General features: G+C 45.6%; 12 protein-coding genes. 6 read left to right on the forward strand and 6 right to left on the reverse strand.

Annotated features, from left to right (window positions below):
* Positions 1-45: 45 nt before the first annotated feature.
* Together T495_RS0101870 and T495_RS0101875 are read right to left on the reverse strand one after the other, a co-directional pair.
* Positions 46-2,886: an N-6 DNA methylase gene (locus T495_RS0101870; protein WP_033147380.1), complete on the reverse strand. Its 2,841-nt coding sequence runs from the start codon at positions 2,884-2,886 to the stop codon at positions 46-48.
* Positions 2,887-2,898: 12 nt separating this feature from the next.
* Positions 2,899-3,747 carry a site-specific DNA-methyltransferase gene (locus T495_RS0101875; protein ID WP_033147381.1) on the reverse strand — a complete coding sequence of 283 codons (849 nt, stop codon included), beginning with the start codon at positions 3,745-3,747 and terminating at the stop codon, positions 2,899-2,901.
* Between the two features lie 648 nt (positions 3,748-4,395).
* Here T495_RS0101875 and T495_RS0101885 point away from each other — a divergent pair.
* Both T495_RS0101885 and T495_RS0101890 read left to right on the forward strand, forming a co-directional pair.
* Positions 4,396-5,613 (forward strand): ATP/GTP-binding protein, encoded by a 1,218-nt coding sequence (locus tag T495_RS0101885; RefSeq protein ID WP_033147383.1) that lies wholly within the window; start codon positions 4,396-4,398, stop codon positions 5,611-5,613.
* Positions 5,613-6,242 (forward strand): RloB family protein, encoded by a 630-nt coding sequence (locus T495_RS0101890; RefSeq protein ID WP_033147384.1) that lies wholly within the window; start codon positions 5,613-5,615, stop codon positions 6,240-6,242. The genes T495_RS0101885 and T495_RS0101890 overlap by 1 nt, the downstream gene beginning before the upstream one ends.
* Positions 6,243-6,272: 30 nt before the next feature.
* Here the strand turns inward: T495_RS0101890 and T495_RS0101895 are convergent, their stop codons facing one another.
* Together T495_RS0101895 and T495_RS0101900 are read right to left on the reverse strand one after the other, a co-directional pair.
* Positions 6,273-7,151: a hypothetical protein gene (locus T495_RS0101895; RefSeq protein ID WP_033147385.1), complete on the reverse strand. Its 879-nt coding sequence runs from the start codon at positions 7,149-7,151 to the stop codon at positions 6,273-6,275.
* Positions 7,094-7,783 carry a phage integrase SAM-like domain-containing protein gene (locus tag T495_RS0101900; RefSeq protein WP_033147386.1) on the reverse strand — a complete coding sequence of 230 codons (690 nt, stop codon included), beginning with the start codon at positions 7,781-7,783 and terminating at the stop codon, positions 7,094-7,096. Before T495_RS0101900 ends, T495_RS0101895 begins: the two co-directional genes overlap by 58 nt.
* A gap of 307 nt (positions 7,784-8,090) precedes the next feature.
* Here T495_RS0101900 and T495_RS0101905 point away from each other — a divergent pair, with 307 nt between their 5' ends.
* Positions 8,091-8,711, forward strand: coding sequence for a hypothetical protein (locus T495_RS0101905; RefSeq protein WP_033147387.1), 621 nt, complete (start codon positions 8,091-8,093; stop codon positions 8,709-8,711).
* Between the two features lie 187 nt (positions 8,712-8,898).
* Here T495_RS0101905 and T495_RS0101910 read toward each other — a convergent pair whose 3' ends face one another.
* Complete coding sequence (locus T495_RS0101910) at positions 8,899-9,222, reverse strand: TfoX/Sxy family protein (protein WP_033147388.1); 324 nt, start codon at positions 9,220-9,222, stop codon at positions 8,899-8,901.
* A gap of 124 nt (positions 9,223-9,346) precedes the next feature.
* Here T495_RS0101910 and T495_RS0101915 point away from each other — a divergent pair, with 124 nt between their 5' ends.
* Together T495_RS0101915 and T495_RS0101920 are read left to right on the forward strand one after the other, a co-directional pair.
* Entirely contained in the window at positions 9,347-10,297 is a 951-nt protein-coding gene (locus T495_RS0101915) for an ABC transporter substrate-binding protein (protein ID WP_033147389.1), read from the forward strand.
* Positions 10,294-13,251 carry an ATP-binding protein gene (locus T495_RS0101920; protein WP_081831966.1) on the forward strand — a complete coding sequence of 986 codons (2,958 nt, stop codon included), beginning with the start codon at positions 10,294-10,296 and terminating at the stop codon, positions 13,249-13,251. The genes T495_RS0101915 and T495_RS0101920 overlap by 4 nt, the downstream gene beginning before the upstream one ends.
* On the opposite strand, the gene T495_RS0101925 is transcribed toward T495_RS0101920, so the two are convergent.
* The gene (locus tag T495_RS0101925) at positions 13,240-16,119 is read right to left on the reverse strand and encodes a two-component regulator propeller domain-containing protein (protein ID WP_081831967.1); all 2,880 of its coding nucleotides are present in this window, start codon (positions 16,117-16,119) and stop codon (positions 13,240-13,242) included. The genes T495_RS0101920 and T495_RS0101925 overlap by 12 nt on opposite strands.
* A 1,115-nt stretch (positions 16,120-17,234) precedes the next feature.
* Here T495_RS0101925 and T495_RS16090 point away from each other — a divergent pair.
* Positions 17,235-18,401 (forward strand): glycoside hydrolase family 43 protein, encoded by a 1,167-nt coding sequence (locus T495_RS16090; protein ID WP_369793222.1) that lies wholly within the window; start codon positions 17,235-17,237, stop codon positions 18,399-18,401.
* Positions 18,402-18,425: the final 24 nt, after the last annotated feature.

Here is an 18,425-nt window from a genome sequence, read left to right on the forward strand (position 1 = left end):
ATCAGAACCCTCTCCTTGCCGTCTGCTCTTGGCAAAGGCGGGGGGTTAATTCTCTGGTCCATTCTCGGCTGCCATTAACATTAGCTGTTCATCAAAACCATCGTTTCTTCCCGAGTCATTGAGTGACCTCAGTTGAACAATGGTCTGCCTGACTGCCTTACGAACCTTCCTCATTGCTTTAAGGCTTGATACGATATTGTCAAAATATTCTCCAATTCCAAAGGCGTCTAATACCACTCTTTCGAATTCTTGTCTGATGGGGTCATCTATATCCAGATTAATGTCTATGATACCACGCTCTACTAGTTGAGAGAATTGAGTCATTATAGCCGTCTTCTGTTCTTCGTTTAGCAAAGCTGGATTTAGCATATAACATTTTGAAATGGAGTCCTTGTTGATATCAAGCACACCAAGACCTCTACCGAAACCGACAGCCTCTATATAAAATAAGGAGAGCATTGAATTGAGCAAGGCATGAAGCAAGTCAAGATTATCCGTAGTTCGTTTTCTCTTCAATCCAATCAATCTCTGATTGATAAACGTTGGCGAGTTGAACTTAGCGTAGAACATGCGGTCATCGGGATTCATCATTGTGAATATCTCGGCTATCTCATCGGTTGTCAGTTCATACCATTCCATTCCAGCACGTGCCAGAACGTCAGGAAGAGGTCTTCCTATTTCATTTACCTCTGCCTCGAATTTCTTAATCCAAGCCAGTGCTCCTCGATACCCAAGACTTTCAAGTTCATCAGTTTCCATACTACAGCAGAAAGCTTTTCTGTCTGTGGTCGGAGATGCAATATAGCTATCTGTGGTCCTTGCATTCATGAGCACGTCTTTCAAGAACTGCGGTTCAATAGGTGCATCGCTTTGTGGGAAAAACATTGGATCCCAACCTCTACGACTACCCCTGAATACTTTCAGATAGTTGCTGACTGGCACTAACTTGTCTTTTATTTCCAGCAACCATTTGAGATTGCTGAACAGAGAATTATATGACACTTTTAGATTTATCAGCGATTCCAATTCTTCAGCGTTGTAATTCACTCTTGCTATGACTTCATTGTCCAATTCCCTATCAAGCAATGAAGAGTTTATAATCGTTTCTTGGTAATCACGGCTCTCAGAAATAACATTGAGATTTCGTTTCCATGTGAAGAATGAAATAGAAGTATTTTCCTCTACTTCTTCACTTTTCCTTCTCATTATCAGCAATGCGGTCACAATATCAGCATTTGTAAACCATTTGCCGCTGCCACTGATATGAATGCGCATATCGTCAAAATCTTCCCTAATGGCTGCAAGGAATTTGCTGCCGGCATCTGTTCCGAGGAATGAATTGGAAAGGATGATTCCAACATAGCCGCCAGCCTTTACAAGATTTTTCAAGTGGAGGGCTATATAATAACTGAAGTCAGACCTACCCGAAAGATTGTTTGCCCGCTTAATTGCAGTTACAAATGGTGTGTCATCATCTGGAATTCCACTTGACTTGACAAATGGAAGGTTAGACACAAAACTATCGAAGAGGGGCAAACTAAAGGTTTCCCGTTCACCAGTTTGCGGATTTACTATTTCCACCTCGTCGCCTGGATTCAACGTTAAAATATCTTTCTGGAACAGGCGGCATGGCATGTTAATAGTATCGTAGTTGGTCATTGCCAGATTCGCAATCTGCAAAGGCAATTTGAATTTGTCGCTGGCCCAGGTCGTAGCCATCGCTTGTGCTGCTCCGATTCTCCTGTCTTTCTTGAAGTTGATAATAAAACTTGGTATTGTACCAGTTCCACAACAACCATCGAAACATTCACCATTTACATCATGGATTGTCATCCGTGAAAGAATGGCGGCTAATGTCGGAGGTGTGGGATATTGGCCATTCATCAGTCGTTTGGAAATATTGACCGAACCTTCGAGCACCTGCTGAAGAATCCTTTGACTAATATTGTTGATGGGAGAATTCTTCAAGAAAAGCGATAGCTCTACCAACTGAGCCCATGTCTTCTCGGAAATATGCTCATTGTAGGGAATTACGCTAAAAATATTATAGAAGTCACTCTTTTCGGTTATCTCCTGAAAGATCTTGTTGCCATCCCTTGGCGTACTATCGTAATCGAGTTGGTCAATGGCAAAAGCACTTTGTTGCCTACGCTTAATCAGGTGGGCAAAGATGATACGATTGGCCCAATTGATGATGATGCTTTTTGCATAGGCAGCAAACTTATCCTCCTCATCGCCTCTATACTCCGACTCTATATCTTTCCACCATGTATCTATGTGGGCAGACATAATGGCATCACTATTTGCCGCATTTCTTAGGCTATTTGCGACATTGTACTTGTTTTCATTGACGAGATTGGAGATAGATGTTTTTGTGAGAACTTCACCAATGAACCTCTTCTTCACTTCACCTGAAATAAGATACTCATTGACTGATGTCAGCACACTTTGCAATGTACTCTCCCATCTTGACTTGTACCTCTGAACATCATTTCGAGTCCTGATGGTATTATTGTCCCAAGTTTTCTTCACCTCATAGTCATGACTGTTATCGTCATAAACGTATAGTTTGACATGAGTAAAGTTCCAAATAACACAACTGTTCAGATTCAAAGCTCTTGCCTTGCGTTTGGCATCGTGAACAAAGTCTTCATCAGTAATCGGGACATCAGGCATCTTCAACTCCCAACCTTGCAGAATACTTGATAAGTCATGATCCCCATAGAGTATCACATCCGGGAACATACTTTGTCCACGATGTTCACTTACCGTTGATTCACCACCGGCTCTCTTAATAATCAGGTCATTATCTGTTGAGAACTGATTGATTTGCGATATAAGTTCTATCGCCCAGCTTCGTTCGTTTTTTCGGATAGTAGTTGCCATAGGCCGATTTTATTATTTTGTAAACTTCTCAATTAGATTGCATACTCGCAGATACCTTGTCTTTTCTTCACCAAGTTCCCGCCATGCTTCTTGTAGTCGTTCGCGGGTCTTTTTGATGTAGTCAATCTTCTCACCTTTGAAAAGCTCGGTATCTGCATTCTTCTCTATTCCCACAAAGTTACGTCCCTCCATCAATGCTGCAACAACGAAAGAGCCGCTACCGCTTGTATTGTCAAGGATGATGTCACCTGGATTCGAGTAGGTACGCACGAAATAACGTCCCAACTCAACTGGCTTTTGGGTTGCATGAAAAACCTCACCTTCGCTTTCTGCCGTCTTGAAATAAACTACATCAGTCGGATAGCGTTTACCATCGCTATGCACATGCACAGGCTGGAAATCACCATAACTACCACTTAACTGGTTCTTACGAACACCTTTATCGTAAGGCTCACCTTCTGTCATCTGAGGATTGTAAACTGATTGTTTGTTATAGAAGACACAAACGTCCTCATGTTTTCTCAACGGTTGTTTCTTTGCATTCAAGAAGTTCGTTGGCTTCGATTTCTCCCATACCCATTTATACTTGAAGAGTTTAGGCTGGCTCATAATCAATGCAGCAGTAAACAAACCTTGCGAGGTCAACACAATAGCACCATTGGGCTTAACGATACGCTTGTACTCAGCCCACAATTCATCGAGCGGAACTATACTGTCCCACTTATTCTGTGTTGTGCCATAAGGCAAATCACACAGCACCATGTCAATACAGTCATTGGGCAGATGGCGCATCACCTCGATGCAGTCACCCTCAATGACACGATTAACAAACTTGTCTTCAGTCCAATACTTCTTTGGCATCTGTTTGCTATTTCAAGCGCTTCTACTATCTCTCCTTGAAATAGATGGGTTCCTATAGGACACAAAAAGAGTGGGAACATTACCTGCCCCACATTAAGGTCCTGAGAAAACCCGAGAAATAGACAAGTAAGCCCACTCATATCGAGTGCGCTAGCAACTTGTCTACTACTTCTCGTTTCTATTTGCTATAAGAATTTCTCAGGTTCTAATGTGGATAGAACGGTAGCAAACGCATTTTATTCATAAGAAAAGAACTCCCGCTTTCTGCGGCAAGCCACAGATTGCACTTGCAAAGATACGAAATAATTCTCTTACCTAATATATAATAAGGTGTAATTTAATATAAATTTAACCGTCTGAGGCTGATAATCTACATCTCGCAAGCTCATTTGGCCTTTACTGATTCAATTATTCCTTCACCATCATTTTCCAAAAGTAATAACGATCCACAGTGTAATCTCTACAATGAGGTTGTCTATGTCATTCATCATATCTTCGATATCAAGGCCGGATGATTTCGGTTGTTTTCTTGCCATATTCCATTTGTAAAAAATCATAAAATAATTGCAGAAATTAGAGTTTTCTCTTGGAATTTCGAAAGAAAACTCGTATTTTTGCAGAAATTTCACAAACAAGCGAATTATCTTTATGATTATCCAGTTTTCAGTTGAAAATTTCCGCTCTATTATGGAGCCAGCCACCCTGTCGTTGGTAGCATCACCTCTTAAAGATGCTCGCGTTGCGACAGAGGATGTAATGTTTGACATTGACGGAATAGATGTCAGCCTTTTAAAGAGTGCTGTCATTTTAGGTGCCAATGCTTCAGGCAAAAGCAATGTTATAAAGGCCCTCGATTTCTTCAAGAGCTATATTATTGATTCCTTTAAGAATCTGCAAGCTGGGGAGGAGATTGGCGTTGAAGCGTTTAAACTGAATACAGATAGCGCCAAGGCACCCAGTTCTTTTGAGATGATATTCATTCTGGATGGGTACCAATATCGCTATGGCATGGATGTCAGCCGTGAGTCTGTGCATGGCGAATGGCTGTATAGGAAAGCCTGTCGTAAGAGAGCTAAGGAGGTGGAACTGTTTTACCGTGAAGGAGAGGAAATGAAAGTCCATACATCTTTCTCAATCGCTACTGACTTAGTGAACAGGAAGATGATTCGCAACAATGCCCTCCTACTTTCTGCCGCAGCTCAGTTTAACGACCCTACTGCGGTTCAGATTATCAACTGGCTTGTGGAAACAACCATCCTTACATGCTCTGACGAAGAAAGGATGTGGAATATGGCCGTAAACCATCTTGACGATGTAGAGATGCGGTCAAGAATCGTGGAATTTTCCAAGTTTGCCGACTTGGGTATTGAGGATATAGAGAAAAGTGACAATCATATCCTTAGCCGACATCTGCAGTATGACACAAATGGAGCGGCAAAAGGTGAAACCAGCTTCCCATTCCTAAGCATGGAATCAGAAGGAACCATCAAATATTTCTCTATGGCTTATCCTATCATCAAGGCGCTTGACAACGGATCAAGACTTGTCATTGACGAATTTGATTCCAAATTGCATCCGGTTCTGACTAATCGAATTATCTCTTTGTTTAACTCCCGCGAATCCAATCCACGTAACGCTCAATTGATATTCACAGCGCATGACACCAATATTCTCAGTTCTGGTCTGTTCCGTCGTGACCAAATCTGGTTCACACAGAAGGATCGATTCGGGGCCACTTCACTCTATTCCCTGTCAGACTATAAAGTCAGGAGTGATGCTCCTTTCGAAAAGGATTATCTCAGTGGAAAATATGGAGCCACACCCATTATCGGTAATCTGGAGTCAGTATTAAGGAGGGCAGAGTGATGGCACGCAGACAAAACCCCAAGATTGAGCGTACACTCAAAAGGACAAGCAGCCTAAGGCTGGTTAAACAAACCTTCCTTATCGTCTGTGAAGGAGAGGTAACTGAACCAGAATACTTCAACTCCTTCCGACTGACATCTGCAAACGTGAAAGCTATCGGTAAGGGCATGAACACCATATCGTTAGTGAAGGAAGCAATAGCCATTAGAGACATTGAGAAGAGGAGAAACCGGAATTATGATCAATGTTGGGTCGTATTTGACAAGGATGATTTTTCTGACAGCGATTTCAACGCTGCCATACAGATGGCTCAGACTAATGGTTTTCATGTGGCATATAGCAACCAAGCATTTGAATATTGGTTCCTATTACATTTCAACCTTTATCAAGGAGCCATACATAGAAACCGTTATGCCGAGATGCTTACCCATCTGCTCGGTTTCAAATATGGCAAAGCAAAGGGTGACTCTGTGAAGGTCTTCAATGTCATCTATCCAAGAACTCGTATGGCGATAGATAATGCAAAAAATGTCCTGAAGGCGTTTGACGGTAGTAATCCTGCAAAGGAAGAGTCATCAACCACCGTACATCAACTTGTTGAACGGCTTCTTCTATTTACCGAAAATTGATAAGTATTATACTGGTTAAATACTTACCTGCTATTTGGTTGACAGTTGAAAACCGCTTAGTGTTTTTCTACTTGTCAACCTTTTTTTCGCTCCCATCGCAGCCTTAATCTTATCTCCAACTCTTAGGGCCTGCTCCGATATACCTATGCGGATGTAGCCCTCAAAGTTCTTCTGCGACTCATGGCCTGTTATGCTACGCAGTTCCAGGTCTGACAGCACACCTAATTTATATAGGTTAGTGGTTCCACTCCTTCGTGCCGTATGTGAACATATCAGCTCGTATTTGGCACGTATAACTTCGCCATGCTTGTTCCGTTCCCAAAGAGGAGAACCATTGCGCAACTTAGCAACCCTATCCAGTTTGTGGAACCATTTGCGTTCGTTTTCCGTGAACTTGATGCCATCCTTTTTCTTCTTCAACAGCCTTTCATAAGTTTGTTCGGATCGTTTTTCTACACCAGTCAATACTGTTACATACTTCTCACAAAAAGAAGGTACCGTTTTTGACAACTCATAACCAACAACCTTAATCTTCAAATTCATTTTCTGAGCAGTAATATCCGGAAAATTATAGTTATACTTCTCACAAAGTTCATAGACACGATCATCGAAAATAGGCACTTCGACCTTTTTCCCGGTTTTCTTCTGGGTCAATGTGATCAGCCCACTTTTATTATAGGTGATGAAGTTCTCTTCGCGTAACTTACAATAGTCACTATAACGCTGGCAACTGAAGTAACCAAGAAGAAAGATGTCACGTACTATCTCATTCTCGCCAGTCAGTTCCATGTCGTACATGGCATCAATCTCCTCGTCAGTCAGGTATATCTCTGCTCGCTTGTCTATCTCTTTTATCGTCCTGTCTTTCCAAACTCGTAGGGAAACAGCATTCTTGTTGTACCCTTCCATAGCTGCGAGGTTACAGAGTTTGCGAAAACAAGAAACCTTTTGTTGATGGTATTCGGCATATAGCCTTGTTTCTGAAGATAAAGCGTGAATCTGTCAGCAAAAGGCTTGTCAATATCTTCAAAAGAGATATCCTTTTTACAATACTCCTTTAGGTTCTCACCGAAAGCTTTCCACACGACAACTGTACCAGAGGAGTAGTCTGAGTTATCGCCATGACGGATGGAACCATCAGAAATACCAGCAATGAAATAATCAAAGAAACCCAATACTGTTTCCCTCGATTTGGCAGTAACAACCTTGGCTGTTTGCTGGATTTCCTCTACTGCCCCATGGACAACCCGTGACAGGGCTTGTTCCAACACAGGCTTATCCTCCTTAGATTGCACTTTGTTTTCAGCATAAAGTACATCAATGGTTTTCATAACCTCTACTTGAAGATCATGAACGCGTACACCTTCGTCAGTTCTCTCGTATCGTTGCATAGCCGATAGACTCTTCTGGGCCTTCGCCCATTCCTTCACATCGACCATAATACCAGTAGTAACACAGAACAGAATTCCTTTACGGCGCGTTCTTACATACAAAGGTGCTTTACCCTCAGTCTTATTTGTTCTCAAAAAGAATTGCGACATATTTTTATTACTTTTGTTGGGTGCATAGGTAATACATTTTTTGAAAAATTGTAGCCAATTTGTAGCCAAATTTGTAGATTTGGTGAAATTTTAACTTTTCGAAACTTTTCGTATTGTTTTTGTAACTAATTGATATTAAGTTTCTTACAATTTCTAAAGATTTTCAACAATTTCAACGCCCACGGTGCAAGCCCATCCTGAAGCGCTTAAGTCCCAATCGCAAGGTTGGGACTTTTTTTATGAATAAGTTTTGTTGATTCGAATATTTGTTATATCTTTGCAGGCAGTTATTTAGGAAACTATAAATATGCCTAGAAAGAATAGTGGAATGTGGTATGAGGTTCACCCTACGCCAGTGAAAGGCGCAGATGGGAAGAACTTGGTTTATGTTCGCCCCAAAAGCGGACTGAAGATCGATATGAAGGAGTTGGAGGATTACTGTGAGGGAATGAACTATTCGCGATATGGTGAGCTTCATCGTGCCTTCGATGCGTTTATAAGAGCGGCGGGAAGATTCCTGGCCGAAGGGTATCGTATTGATACACCCATCGGGTCGTTTGCACCAAGATTGGTTCTTACCAAGCAAATAACCGATGCCAGAGAGGTTAAGGATCGCGATGTACGCTTGGAGGGTGTTGAATATAATCCGGGTAAACTTTGGGATAAGGAAATCAAGAAGTGGTTGAGTGGATTCCGTCGTTATCATAATCCTGATACACAGGAACTTATGGCTGATAAGGAACAATTGGAGCAGATCATGCGAGGCGTTGTCCAGCGCACTGGCTATATTACTGCAGGTATGTTCTCGCGTGTTTCGGGTCTTACACTCTATTCCGCCCGCAAACAACTCAACTTATGGACTCTTGGAAAAAATCCCAAACTGCTGAAGACACAGATGGGTAGAGAGCATATCTATACAGAGGTTTAGGATGCTTGAATATGCTTTGATTTGCCTATACTCGAATAATCGTTTGCGTATAGGCGCACAGTCGTTTGGGTATAGCCGAATGATCGTTTGCGTATAGGCAAACGATAAATGAGTAGGCTACTTGTACCTGTTAAGCTTACTATTTGTACCTGTTTTCCTTAGGTTTTGTACCCCGAAACATAACTACTTATTTTTTCTTCTTCCTGGGCTTTGGCTCAGGAAGATGTTTGCAGGTTTCTTTGACCAGGGCGGAAAGGTAGCCGTGATCATCTACATCGGCGATGTAGAAGTAAGGCTTGGCGCCTGGGTAGGGTGGGCACAGGTCGATAACCTTCAGCATCTCACGTACGGCATCGGTGGGTTTCAGATAAAAATGGTCGTCGCAAATCAAACCGAATATCTTGCCATCGCAATAGATGCCGTAGTCGCCAAACATCTTCTTGGCTACAATCTCGCCTGCCCCCCTACACTGGTCGGCGATATACTGTACAAAATCTGCATTACTTGCCATTGTTTATTCCGCTTTTTTGTGCGCAAAGATAATAAATTCATTCAATAATGCCTCTTTTTGTACACATAATTGTTCTATAACTCCATTTTTTTGTATATTTGCAGCCTAAGAGAGAGAATATATAATGAGACATAGCATTAAACACATAGCTTTCGCTTGTGCCGCAATGCTGCTGGTGTCGCTGCCAATAAGAGCCGAGAAATTTGTATTTACTACTATCTGGACGGCTCAGGCGCAGTTTGCCGGCTATTACGTGGCCAAGGAAAAAGGGTTTTATGAGGAACTGGGGCTCGATGTGGTTATACAACACCCGTCGCTCACCAGCTCTGCTTCTAACCGACTCAAAACCAACCAATGCAATGCGGCTATGTTCTCGATGATGTCGGCCATGGACTTCATTGCCCAAGGCACACCTCTGGTCAACATCTTCCAGGACTCTATGAACAGCAGCAACATCCTGGTATCGCGCTGGGGCACCCATCCGCTCACGATGAAAGGCAAGAAGGTTGGCATATTCAATGCCGACCCCAACTATCTGACCTATATCATGAGCAAGCACGAGGGCATGGACTACAAGTGGGTACGCTTTACGAGCGACATCAACGTATTCCTCTCAGGGGCTGTTGATGCCACCATGGTAGTCAGCTACAACGAGTTCTGCCTGTTGAAGCAAGCCGGATTCCCCATGAGTGAGAACAGCATATACCGGTTCAGCGAGCACGACTACAATATACAGGAAAACGGTGTTTACGTGAAGCGCGACTACTTCGTATCGCACCAATCGGAGGTGACCCGTTTTGCAGCTGCCAGCCGCCGTGGATGGGAATGGGTAGCTGCTCACCCCGACGAGGCACTGGAGATTGTGATGAAATACGTGAACAAGCATGGGATACACACCAACCGGGTGATGCAGAAACTGATGCTTGAAGAGGTGTTACGCCAGCAGATAGACCGTGAATCGAAACGGCGCGAATTCCGCGTACGTCCGGATATGGTTAAAAAAGCCAGTCGGCTGATGATGGAGGCAGGCATGCTGAAACGTGAGGTTACCTATAAAGAACTGATGGGACTATGAACAAGGAACGGTTTTACAGAATCTGGAACTATTACACCCAACGCCAATGGAAGTTTGCTGCCCTTGGGCTGGGACTCCTCGTTGCTGTATTGCTCGTTCTGCACTTCAGCCGCCAATACATACGTCATCACGCGATGGACGAGGCAGTAAGTGCACTTGAGCACGTGATGAACTATACCGACAATCGCATTCATGAGACTGAAGCTGCTACCGACAGTATTCTCGTAGAGGTAGAGCAGCATCTGGACAACCCCGACATGATGTTCGAGCTGAGCAGGCGCTTACTATCAAACCATCCCGATCTGAAGGGCTGCAGCATTGCCTTCGAGCCCTACTTCTTCAAGAACCAAGGCCGCTACTTCTCGGCTTATTCATACAACAACGGCAACAGTATAGAAACCGAGCAAGAGGGCGACGACGGCTACCAGTACTTCTATATGGACTGGTATCTGATACCCTTCCTGCTGGATCACAAATACTGGATTGAACCTTTCCAGGAATCAGGAACCGATGGTATTCAGGTGAACGACGTGATGACATCCTACTGCCAGCCTATCTACAATGCCAACGGTAAGCCAGTGGGAATATTGTCGGCCGATGTACCGCTGAAGTGGTTATCCGACCTGATACTATCAGAGCACCCCATGCCGCACTCCTACTGCATGCTGCTGGGACGAGGCGGGTCATACATCGTACACCCCGACAGTACGCGAATACTCTACGAAACCATTTTCACTTCAACACTCGAAAAGGCTGATACAGCCCGTATCTCATTAGGCAGAGCCATGGTTGATGGCGAGACAGGCTACAAATCGTTAGAGATTGATGGGCAGCAATGTCATGTGTTCTACATGCCCTTCCGTCAGACGGGCTGGAGTATCGCTATGGTATGCCCCGACAAGGTGATACTCTACAACTACTTGCGCTTACTCTGCATACTATTACCAATCATCATACTATCACTTATGCTCATATTCCTGCCATTCTGGCGATGGTTGCATCGTCACACCAAGTTACCAACAGCAAGCATGATCCTCATCACGCTCGCCTTAGCCTCGTGTCAATCAGAACATTCAAACACGGAAGTCAGCAAAGACCAACAGTCGACCCAGTCTACCAGCGAGAGCGAATATGAACTCGCCGAGAAGTATTACGATGCCAATCAGTTCCGTTCTGCCATCATCTACTACAAGAAAGCTGTTGCGAACGAGGATCTGCTGCATACCAGTCCGCAAAAATACTACGACTCATTTGTAGGACTGCACACCTGCTACAGCAACATCAACAACCTGCAGGAAGCATTAGCAGCCGCAACCAAAGGCTACCAACTGGCAAGCAAAGACACCACAATTATTGGGCGCGACATGGCAAACAACCTGCTCATGCAGATAGGAATCAGCCAGCTGAAACTATCGCACGCCAATGAGGCTGCAAAGACTTTCGAACAAGTACGCCGCCAGACAGAGGAACTGGCTCTTGCCCATCCCGAGAACGGCATGCTGCAAGAGAGTTGCCTGCTCATGGCCTCCAACATCATCAACGGCTACTTGAACCGCCACGAATACAAAGCCGTAGAGCCCTGGCTCAGCATGATGGAGCAAGCCCTGGAACGCTATGCCGCCACCGATGTTGAAACCGAGAAATACGAGCACTATCTGGCCTCACTATTATGCGACAAGGCGGTGATCTACGCCAAGACAGGAAGAAAAGAAGAGGCCGATGTGGCTTATCGCAGCTATATCGCCCTGCCCTACGCACAGACATACTACGGCATATACAACCAGGCCTATTATCTTGAAATCACCGAACAGTGGCAGAGCCTGCTGGATATTCAGCTACGTATCGATTCAGCCGAACTGGCTGCAGGCATCCCGCCCACTCTCGACTTCCTGATAGAGAGCCCCGCCACCACCTTCAAGGCACTCCTCAAGACAAACCGCAAAGAAGAAGCACTGCAACGGGCCCAGCAAATCATCAGCATGCTCGACTCTGTGAAGAACTATCAGCACCAGAGCGACGCCGAAGAGCTGGCTGTTATCTACGAGACCCAACAGAAGGAAGCCCAGATAGCCCAGCAGAAAGAGGACTTGAACCACCAGCGCATGATTGGCGCCGCCATCGTATTCGTGCTGCTGATAGTCTTCCTGGGAGTGCTCCACGCCATGTATCGCAAACTGCGTAAAGCCCACGCTCAGTTGGAAATAAGCTATCAGAATCTGGTAATTGCCAACGAGAGGGCTGAGGAGTCATCAAAGATGAAATCGAATTTTATCCGTCAGATGAGTCACGAGATACGCACTCCACTCAATATCCTAAGCGGATTCACCCAGATCATCACCATGTCGGATATGACACTCGATAATAACACACGACAGGACATCAACACCAAGATCATGGAGAATACAGACCGTATTACCGGCTTGGTAAACAAGATGATAGAACTGAGCGATGCCAACAGCACAGCCGTCATAGAGCGCACCAATCAGGTACTGGCCATAGAAGTAGCTGCAAAAGCTGCTGATGCCAGCGGCGTGAGCGAAGCCGCCCATGTAGCGTTCGACATGAAAATCACCCCCGAGGTCGAGACATTGATGATTTCCACCAACGAAAATGCAGCCGTTCGCGCACTCACCATGATTTTAGACAACGCACGCAAGTTTACACGTCCTGCCGAGGCCAAAGGCGATGCATCTATTGAGAAGCAGAACGTCGTGCTCACCGTAGAGCGGAATGCCGACTTTGTCAGCTTCATCGTTGAAGACACTGGTATCGGCATCCCCGTCAACGAGGCGGAACACATATTCGATGAATTCGTACAGTTGGATGAATATTACGATGGCACCGGTATCGGACTCACCATAGCCCGTTCGCTGACACGCCGATTGGGAGGCGATATCGTACTCGATAGCTCCTATACCACAGGCGCCCGCTTTGTAATGACACTACCGGTCTAAGTTGTCAAGATACTCACTTGGCAGCACGCCAAACTCCTTCTTAAAGCATTTGGCGAAATACTTGGGGGTATTGAATCCCACTGACATCGAGAGCTCCGTCATCTTGATGTTAGGCTTTTGACGGAGAATGGTACAAGCCTCTTTCAATCGGATGTTATTGATAAAGGCCGTTACATTCTCACCTGTCAGCGCACGGAGCTTATTATAGAGCGTTGACGATGACACGCACATATCGGAGGCAAACTGCTCGCGATCGTAATCCGCATCGTCAATATGCTGCTTGACGCAGTCAATGGCTTTCTGAAGGAAAAGCTCATCAGGCGAAGAGTGCTGCTGCTCTTCTACTTCCAGCACCTTGCGGGCACCTTCGAATTGTTTCATCACCATCATCTCGCGGTAATGCAGCAACTCGTTCACACGCTGCTGTAATCTCGCCTTACGGTTTACACGCGCCTTATACCACTCTTTTGCACCATAGGCAGCTGCTGCCAGCAAGATGACATAGACAAGGTAGGCCCACCACGTGCGATACCAGGGCGGCAACACACAAATCTCAATAGAATAAGGCATTTCAACGAGGCGCCCATAGCTATCGGCAGCACGTAGTTGCAGATGATACGTGCCTGGAGGCAGGTTCTGATAGGTAGCCACACGACTTTGGGCGTCTGTATGATGCCAATCGCGGTCGTACCCCTCCAGATAGTAGGCATAGCGGCATTGTTCCTGATTCTGGTAAGCCAACAGCGCAAACTCTATCGAGAACTTACGCGCATCCGATGGAATCGAGATTTTTCGCGAATAAAAGGGTTGTTCGTCAGATACCCTGTTCTGCCACAGGGAATCATACCAGCGATAGGGCTGATCATCAACAAGCAGCTCTGTAACCACCAACGATGGCGCAGCACCCTGTTGCCACCTTTCCACCTCAGCCGCATCGAACGAGAAGAAACCCTTGGCGCTACCATAAAACAGCTCCTTACCATATCTGAAAGCACCATTCGACGAGAAGCTGATGGCCTCAATACCATCTTCCATATTATAATAGGTGGTAGCTCCCTCCTTGTCTGAAGGCGTAAATCTTACCAATCCCTTATCTGTAGAAAGCCAGATTCTGCCATTCAGATCGCCTTGGATAGAATAAAGGCCACCCATACCGATATAATAACGGTGATTAACTGGTTCAAATTGATCGGTTTCATCGTTTAAAAGGAAGAATCCACCGCTATTTGATATCGCCCACACCCGATGGTTGGCATCCTCGTAAACGGCAGTAGCCTCGTCAACAGGATAATTCCCTGCTACAGGCGCATACTGGTGATATACAAACGTTCGTGCATCACTCAGCTTGCCGCTGATACGGATAATACCCTGTCCTTCGGTAGCCACCCATAGTCGATGCTGATGGTCCTCATGCACCGATAGCACATGGCAATCGCTGAAATCGCGCCCACCTTCGTTCAACTTGAGCATGCGACCTTTGGATTCGGAGAAAGCAATACCGATACCATTATTCAAACCAACCAGAACAGCACCGTTCGGCAAGGCATGAAAAGCATTCACCTCGCTATCGCTGAAAAAAGGCACATTACCACGAACCAGCAAACGAGCAGGTTCACCCTCCTTCCATATCAGAACACCACGCGAACTGGCCATCCACACAGCCCCGTCAGGGCGCTCAATCATATCAGAGAAGGTTTGAACATAAACACCATGCTGCCCATTCTGAAGCTCCATACCTGGAATCCGGTTATTATAGACCACCTGATTTGTTTCGCGGTTATATAACGCCAATCCGTAAGGCTGCAGTCCCAACCAGAAACGTTTTCCATCAGTTGTAAACACCCGCTGGATACGGTTTACAGGCAATTCGAGCCCTGCCGGGTCGAGATTATAGAAACGGAAAGGCGATGGCTTGGTGCTTAGATGCACAATACCATTATTACGGGTAAGCGCCCAAAGATTGCCCATCCCATCAGTAACCATATCATAACAGAAGGTCAATATCGGATAGTTCTCCACATCAGCATCATTATCAAGGTCAACACGTGTCAAGCCCTCAATACAGCAGCCCCATACAGCATGACTCACCGAGTCTTCAACTAAGCGATGGAAAGTACGGAAATCAGTGCGCCCTTCATTCATCTTATGCATGCCTGGTGCCGCTTCGTTCTCCGGATGGTCCAGCCGCACAATACCATGCTCCCAGGTACCAATCCAAAGACGTCCTCGACTATCCATCAACATCGTCTGAACAGTATTACGCTCACTTAAGCGCGGATAGCTCACCATTTTGCCACTCTTCTTGTTCAAGCGCAGCAAGCCACCCTCCCACGTACCTATATATATATTACCATGGGTATCCTCGGCAAACGAGATAACGCCTGCCGGCAGACGGATATCGGTGAAATCATCCTTTTTCTCATCATAGCGCGACACACCTGCATTCGTTCCTGCCCATACTATACCTGCTGCATCGGTATAAAGCGCATTAATCAGTTTGGCATTGTCACCACGCAGATGATAGGTCTTAAACAAACCAAGTTTCCGGTTATAATGAGCCAATCCGTCACGAGTGCCAATCCAAAGTCCGTCATGCTGGTCCTCAGTAATCGAACGTACATAGTTATTTGGCAAGATGCCTGGCGTATAAGCATGGTTACGATAGGTCTTGAAACTGTACCCATCGTAGCTACGGAATCCCTGATCAGTTCCCACCCACATCATACCATAGTGGTCGAACATCAGTTTACGTGCTTCCTCAATACCCTGAATGGGTGTCTGCGACATAATTCTGAGCGACACACGGCATGCCTGGGACACTTGACAAAGAGTCAGAAGAGCTATAGTTAGTAAAAGTAATCGTCTCATCAGTTGGATATCTTTCTGACTGCAAAGATACAAAAGTTTCACAAAACCCCCAAAAAAAAGGCAAAAATAACAATTTGTTCCCAATAATTAATGATGTTGAGACATTGATATAAGTCAATAATTGTACCTTTGCAGCCGAAATCAAGTTACTAACAACAATGAAGAAACCCCTACTATTAATTGCCTTACTCATTGGAGTATGCATGACAACGGCAGAAGCCAAGAAACAAAAGACACTCACTGAAAAGGACATGGGTGCCTACCTGTTCACGTATTTCAATGACCCTACCCACTCACTGTTCATGGCCATCAGCTATGATGGCTATACGTTTACAGCCGTGAACAACGGTGAGCCTATCATTGCTGGCGACTCCATTGCCGACCAGCGAGGCATTCGCGACCCGCACATCTATCGTGCACCCAACGGCAAGTTCTATATAGCCATGACTGATCTGCATGTTTTCGGACGTGAAATGGGATTGCGCGCCACACAATGGGAGCGTCCGGAAGAGTTTGGCTGGGGCAACAACCGAGGACTGGTACTGATGGCCAGCGACGACTTGATACACTGGACTCACCATGAGGCACGTATTGATAAGCTCTTCCCCGAGAAGTTCGGAAAGATTGGCTGTGCCTGGGCGCCTCAGACCATCTGGGATTCTGCTGTAGGCAAACCCATGGTTTACTTCACCATACGCCAGCAGGCAGGTGGACGCACAAAGCTCTACTATAGCTATGCCGATGAAGCATTCACAACACTGGAAACCGAACCCAAACTACTTTTTGAATATCCCGATAACAAAATACAAGTACTCGATGCCGACATCTGCCAGATGCCCGATGGACGATATTTCATGTCGTATGTGGCTCAGGAGAATCCTGGCGGTATCAAATACATGATTTCAGATAAAATCAACCATTTCAACGACTATCATGCCGAGCAGATTGATGGCGAGAACCGTGGTTGCGAGGCACCTAACGTATGGAAGCGCATAGGTCAGAAAAAATGGGTGGTCATGTATGATATCTATAGCGTGAACCCTCATAACTTCGGTTTCGTAGAAACGAGCGACTTCAAGACCTTCAAACCCCTCGGACGCTTCAACGAAGGCGTGATGAAAGCTTCAAACTTCTCATCCCCCAAACACGGCAGCGTGATTCATATCACCAAAGCCGAAGCCAAACGTATTGAGAAATACTGGAACGAGCAGCAGAAGAAACCAAAGATGATCCGTTCGGGTGAAATCTGGCCTGACGCCAGTGGACGACACATCAATGCCCATGGTGGCGGCATCATGAAATACGGCGATACCTACTACTGGTTCGGTGAGAACAAGTGTGATACCACCTCATCGGCTATGATTGGTGTGCAGTGCTACTCATCGAAGGACTTGATGAACTGGCAGAACCGCGGCGTAGCCCTTTATGTGAGCGATGACCGCCATAGCGACATCACACGTGGTTGCATATTGGAGCGCCCTAAAGTTATATATAATAAGGTAACAAAGAAATTCTGCATGTGGTTCCATCTGGAACTGAAAGGCAAGGGGTATAGTGCAGCCCGCTATGGTGTAGCCGTAAGCGATCGTCCCGAAGGCCCCTATAAGTTCCTGTATTCACAGCGAGCCAACGCGGGCACCTATCCCATTGATTTTGGTAAAAACGAACAAACTACACTCGATACACTCAACGCCGACAACTTCAAGAAATGGTGGACACCAACTTGGCGTGAGGCCATCAAACAAGGACTCTTCCTGAAACGTGACTTCGGCACTGGACAGATGGCCCGCGATATGACTCTCTATGTCGACGACGATGGCAAGGCTTACCATATCTTCTCATCTGAAGACAACCTGACCTTGCACATAGCAGAACTGACAGGCGACTACCTGCACCACTCAGGACGTTACACCCGTGTGGCACCTGGTGGACAAAACGAGGCACCTGCCATCTTCAAGAAAGACGGCACCTACTGGATGATTACATCTGGTTGCACCGGATGGGCTCCCAACGAGGCTCGCATGTTCTCGGCACCCAGCATCTGGGGACCTTGGACTCAGCACCCCAATCCTTGCGTTGGACCAAAATCGGAAATAACCTTCGAGGGACAGTCAACTTTCATCCTTCCCTACGGCGACCGTTTCATCTTCATGGCCGACATCTGGCGTCCCAAACATCCAAGTGATGCCCGCTATATCTGGCTGCCTATCGAATTTGAGAACGGAACACCCGTAATCAGATGGCGCGATGCATGGAATCTCAGTGAATTGGGGAATAAATAACGATTTGTTCCCCAAAAATCACTG

This window comes from Prevotella sp. P6B1, assembly GCF_000702825.1.
GTDB lineage: Bacteria > Bacteroidota > Bacteroidia > Bacteroidales > Bacteroidaceae > Prevotella.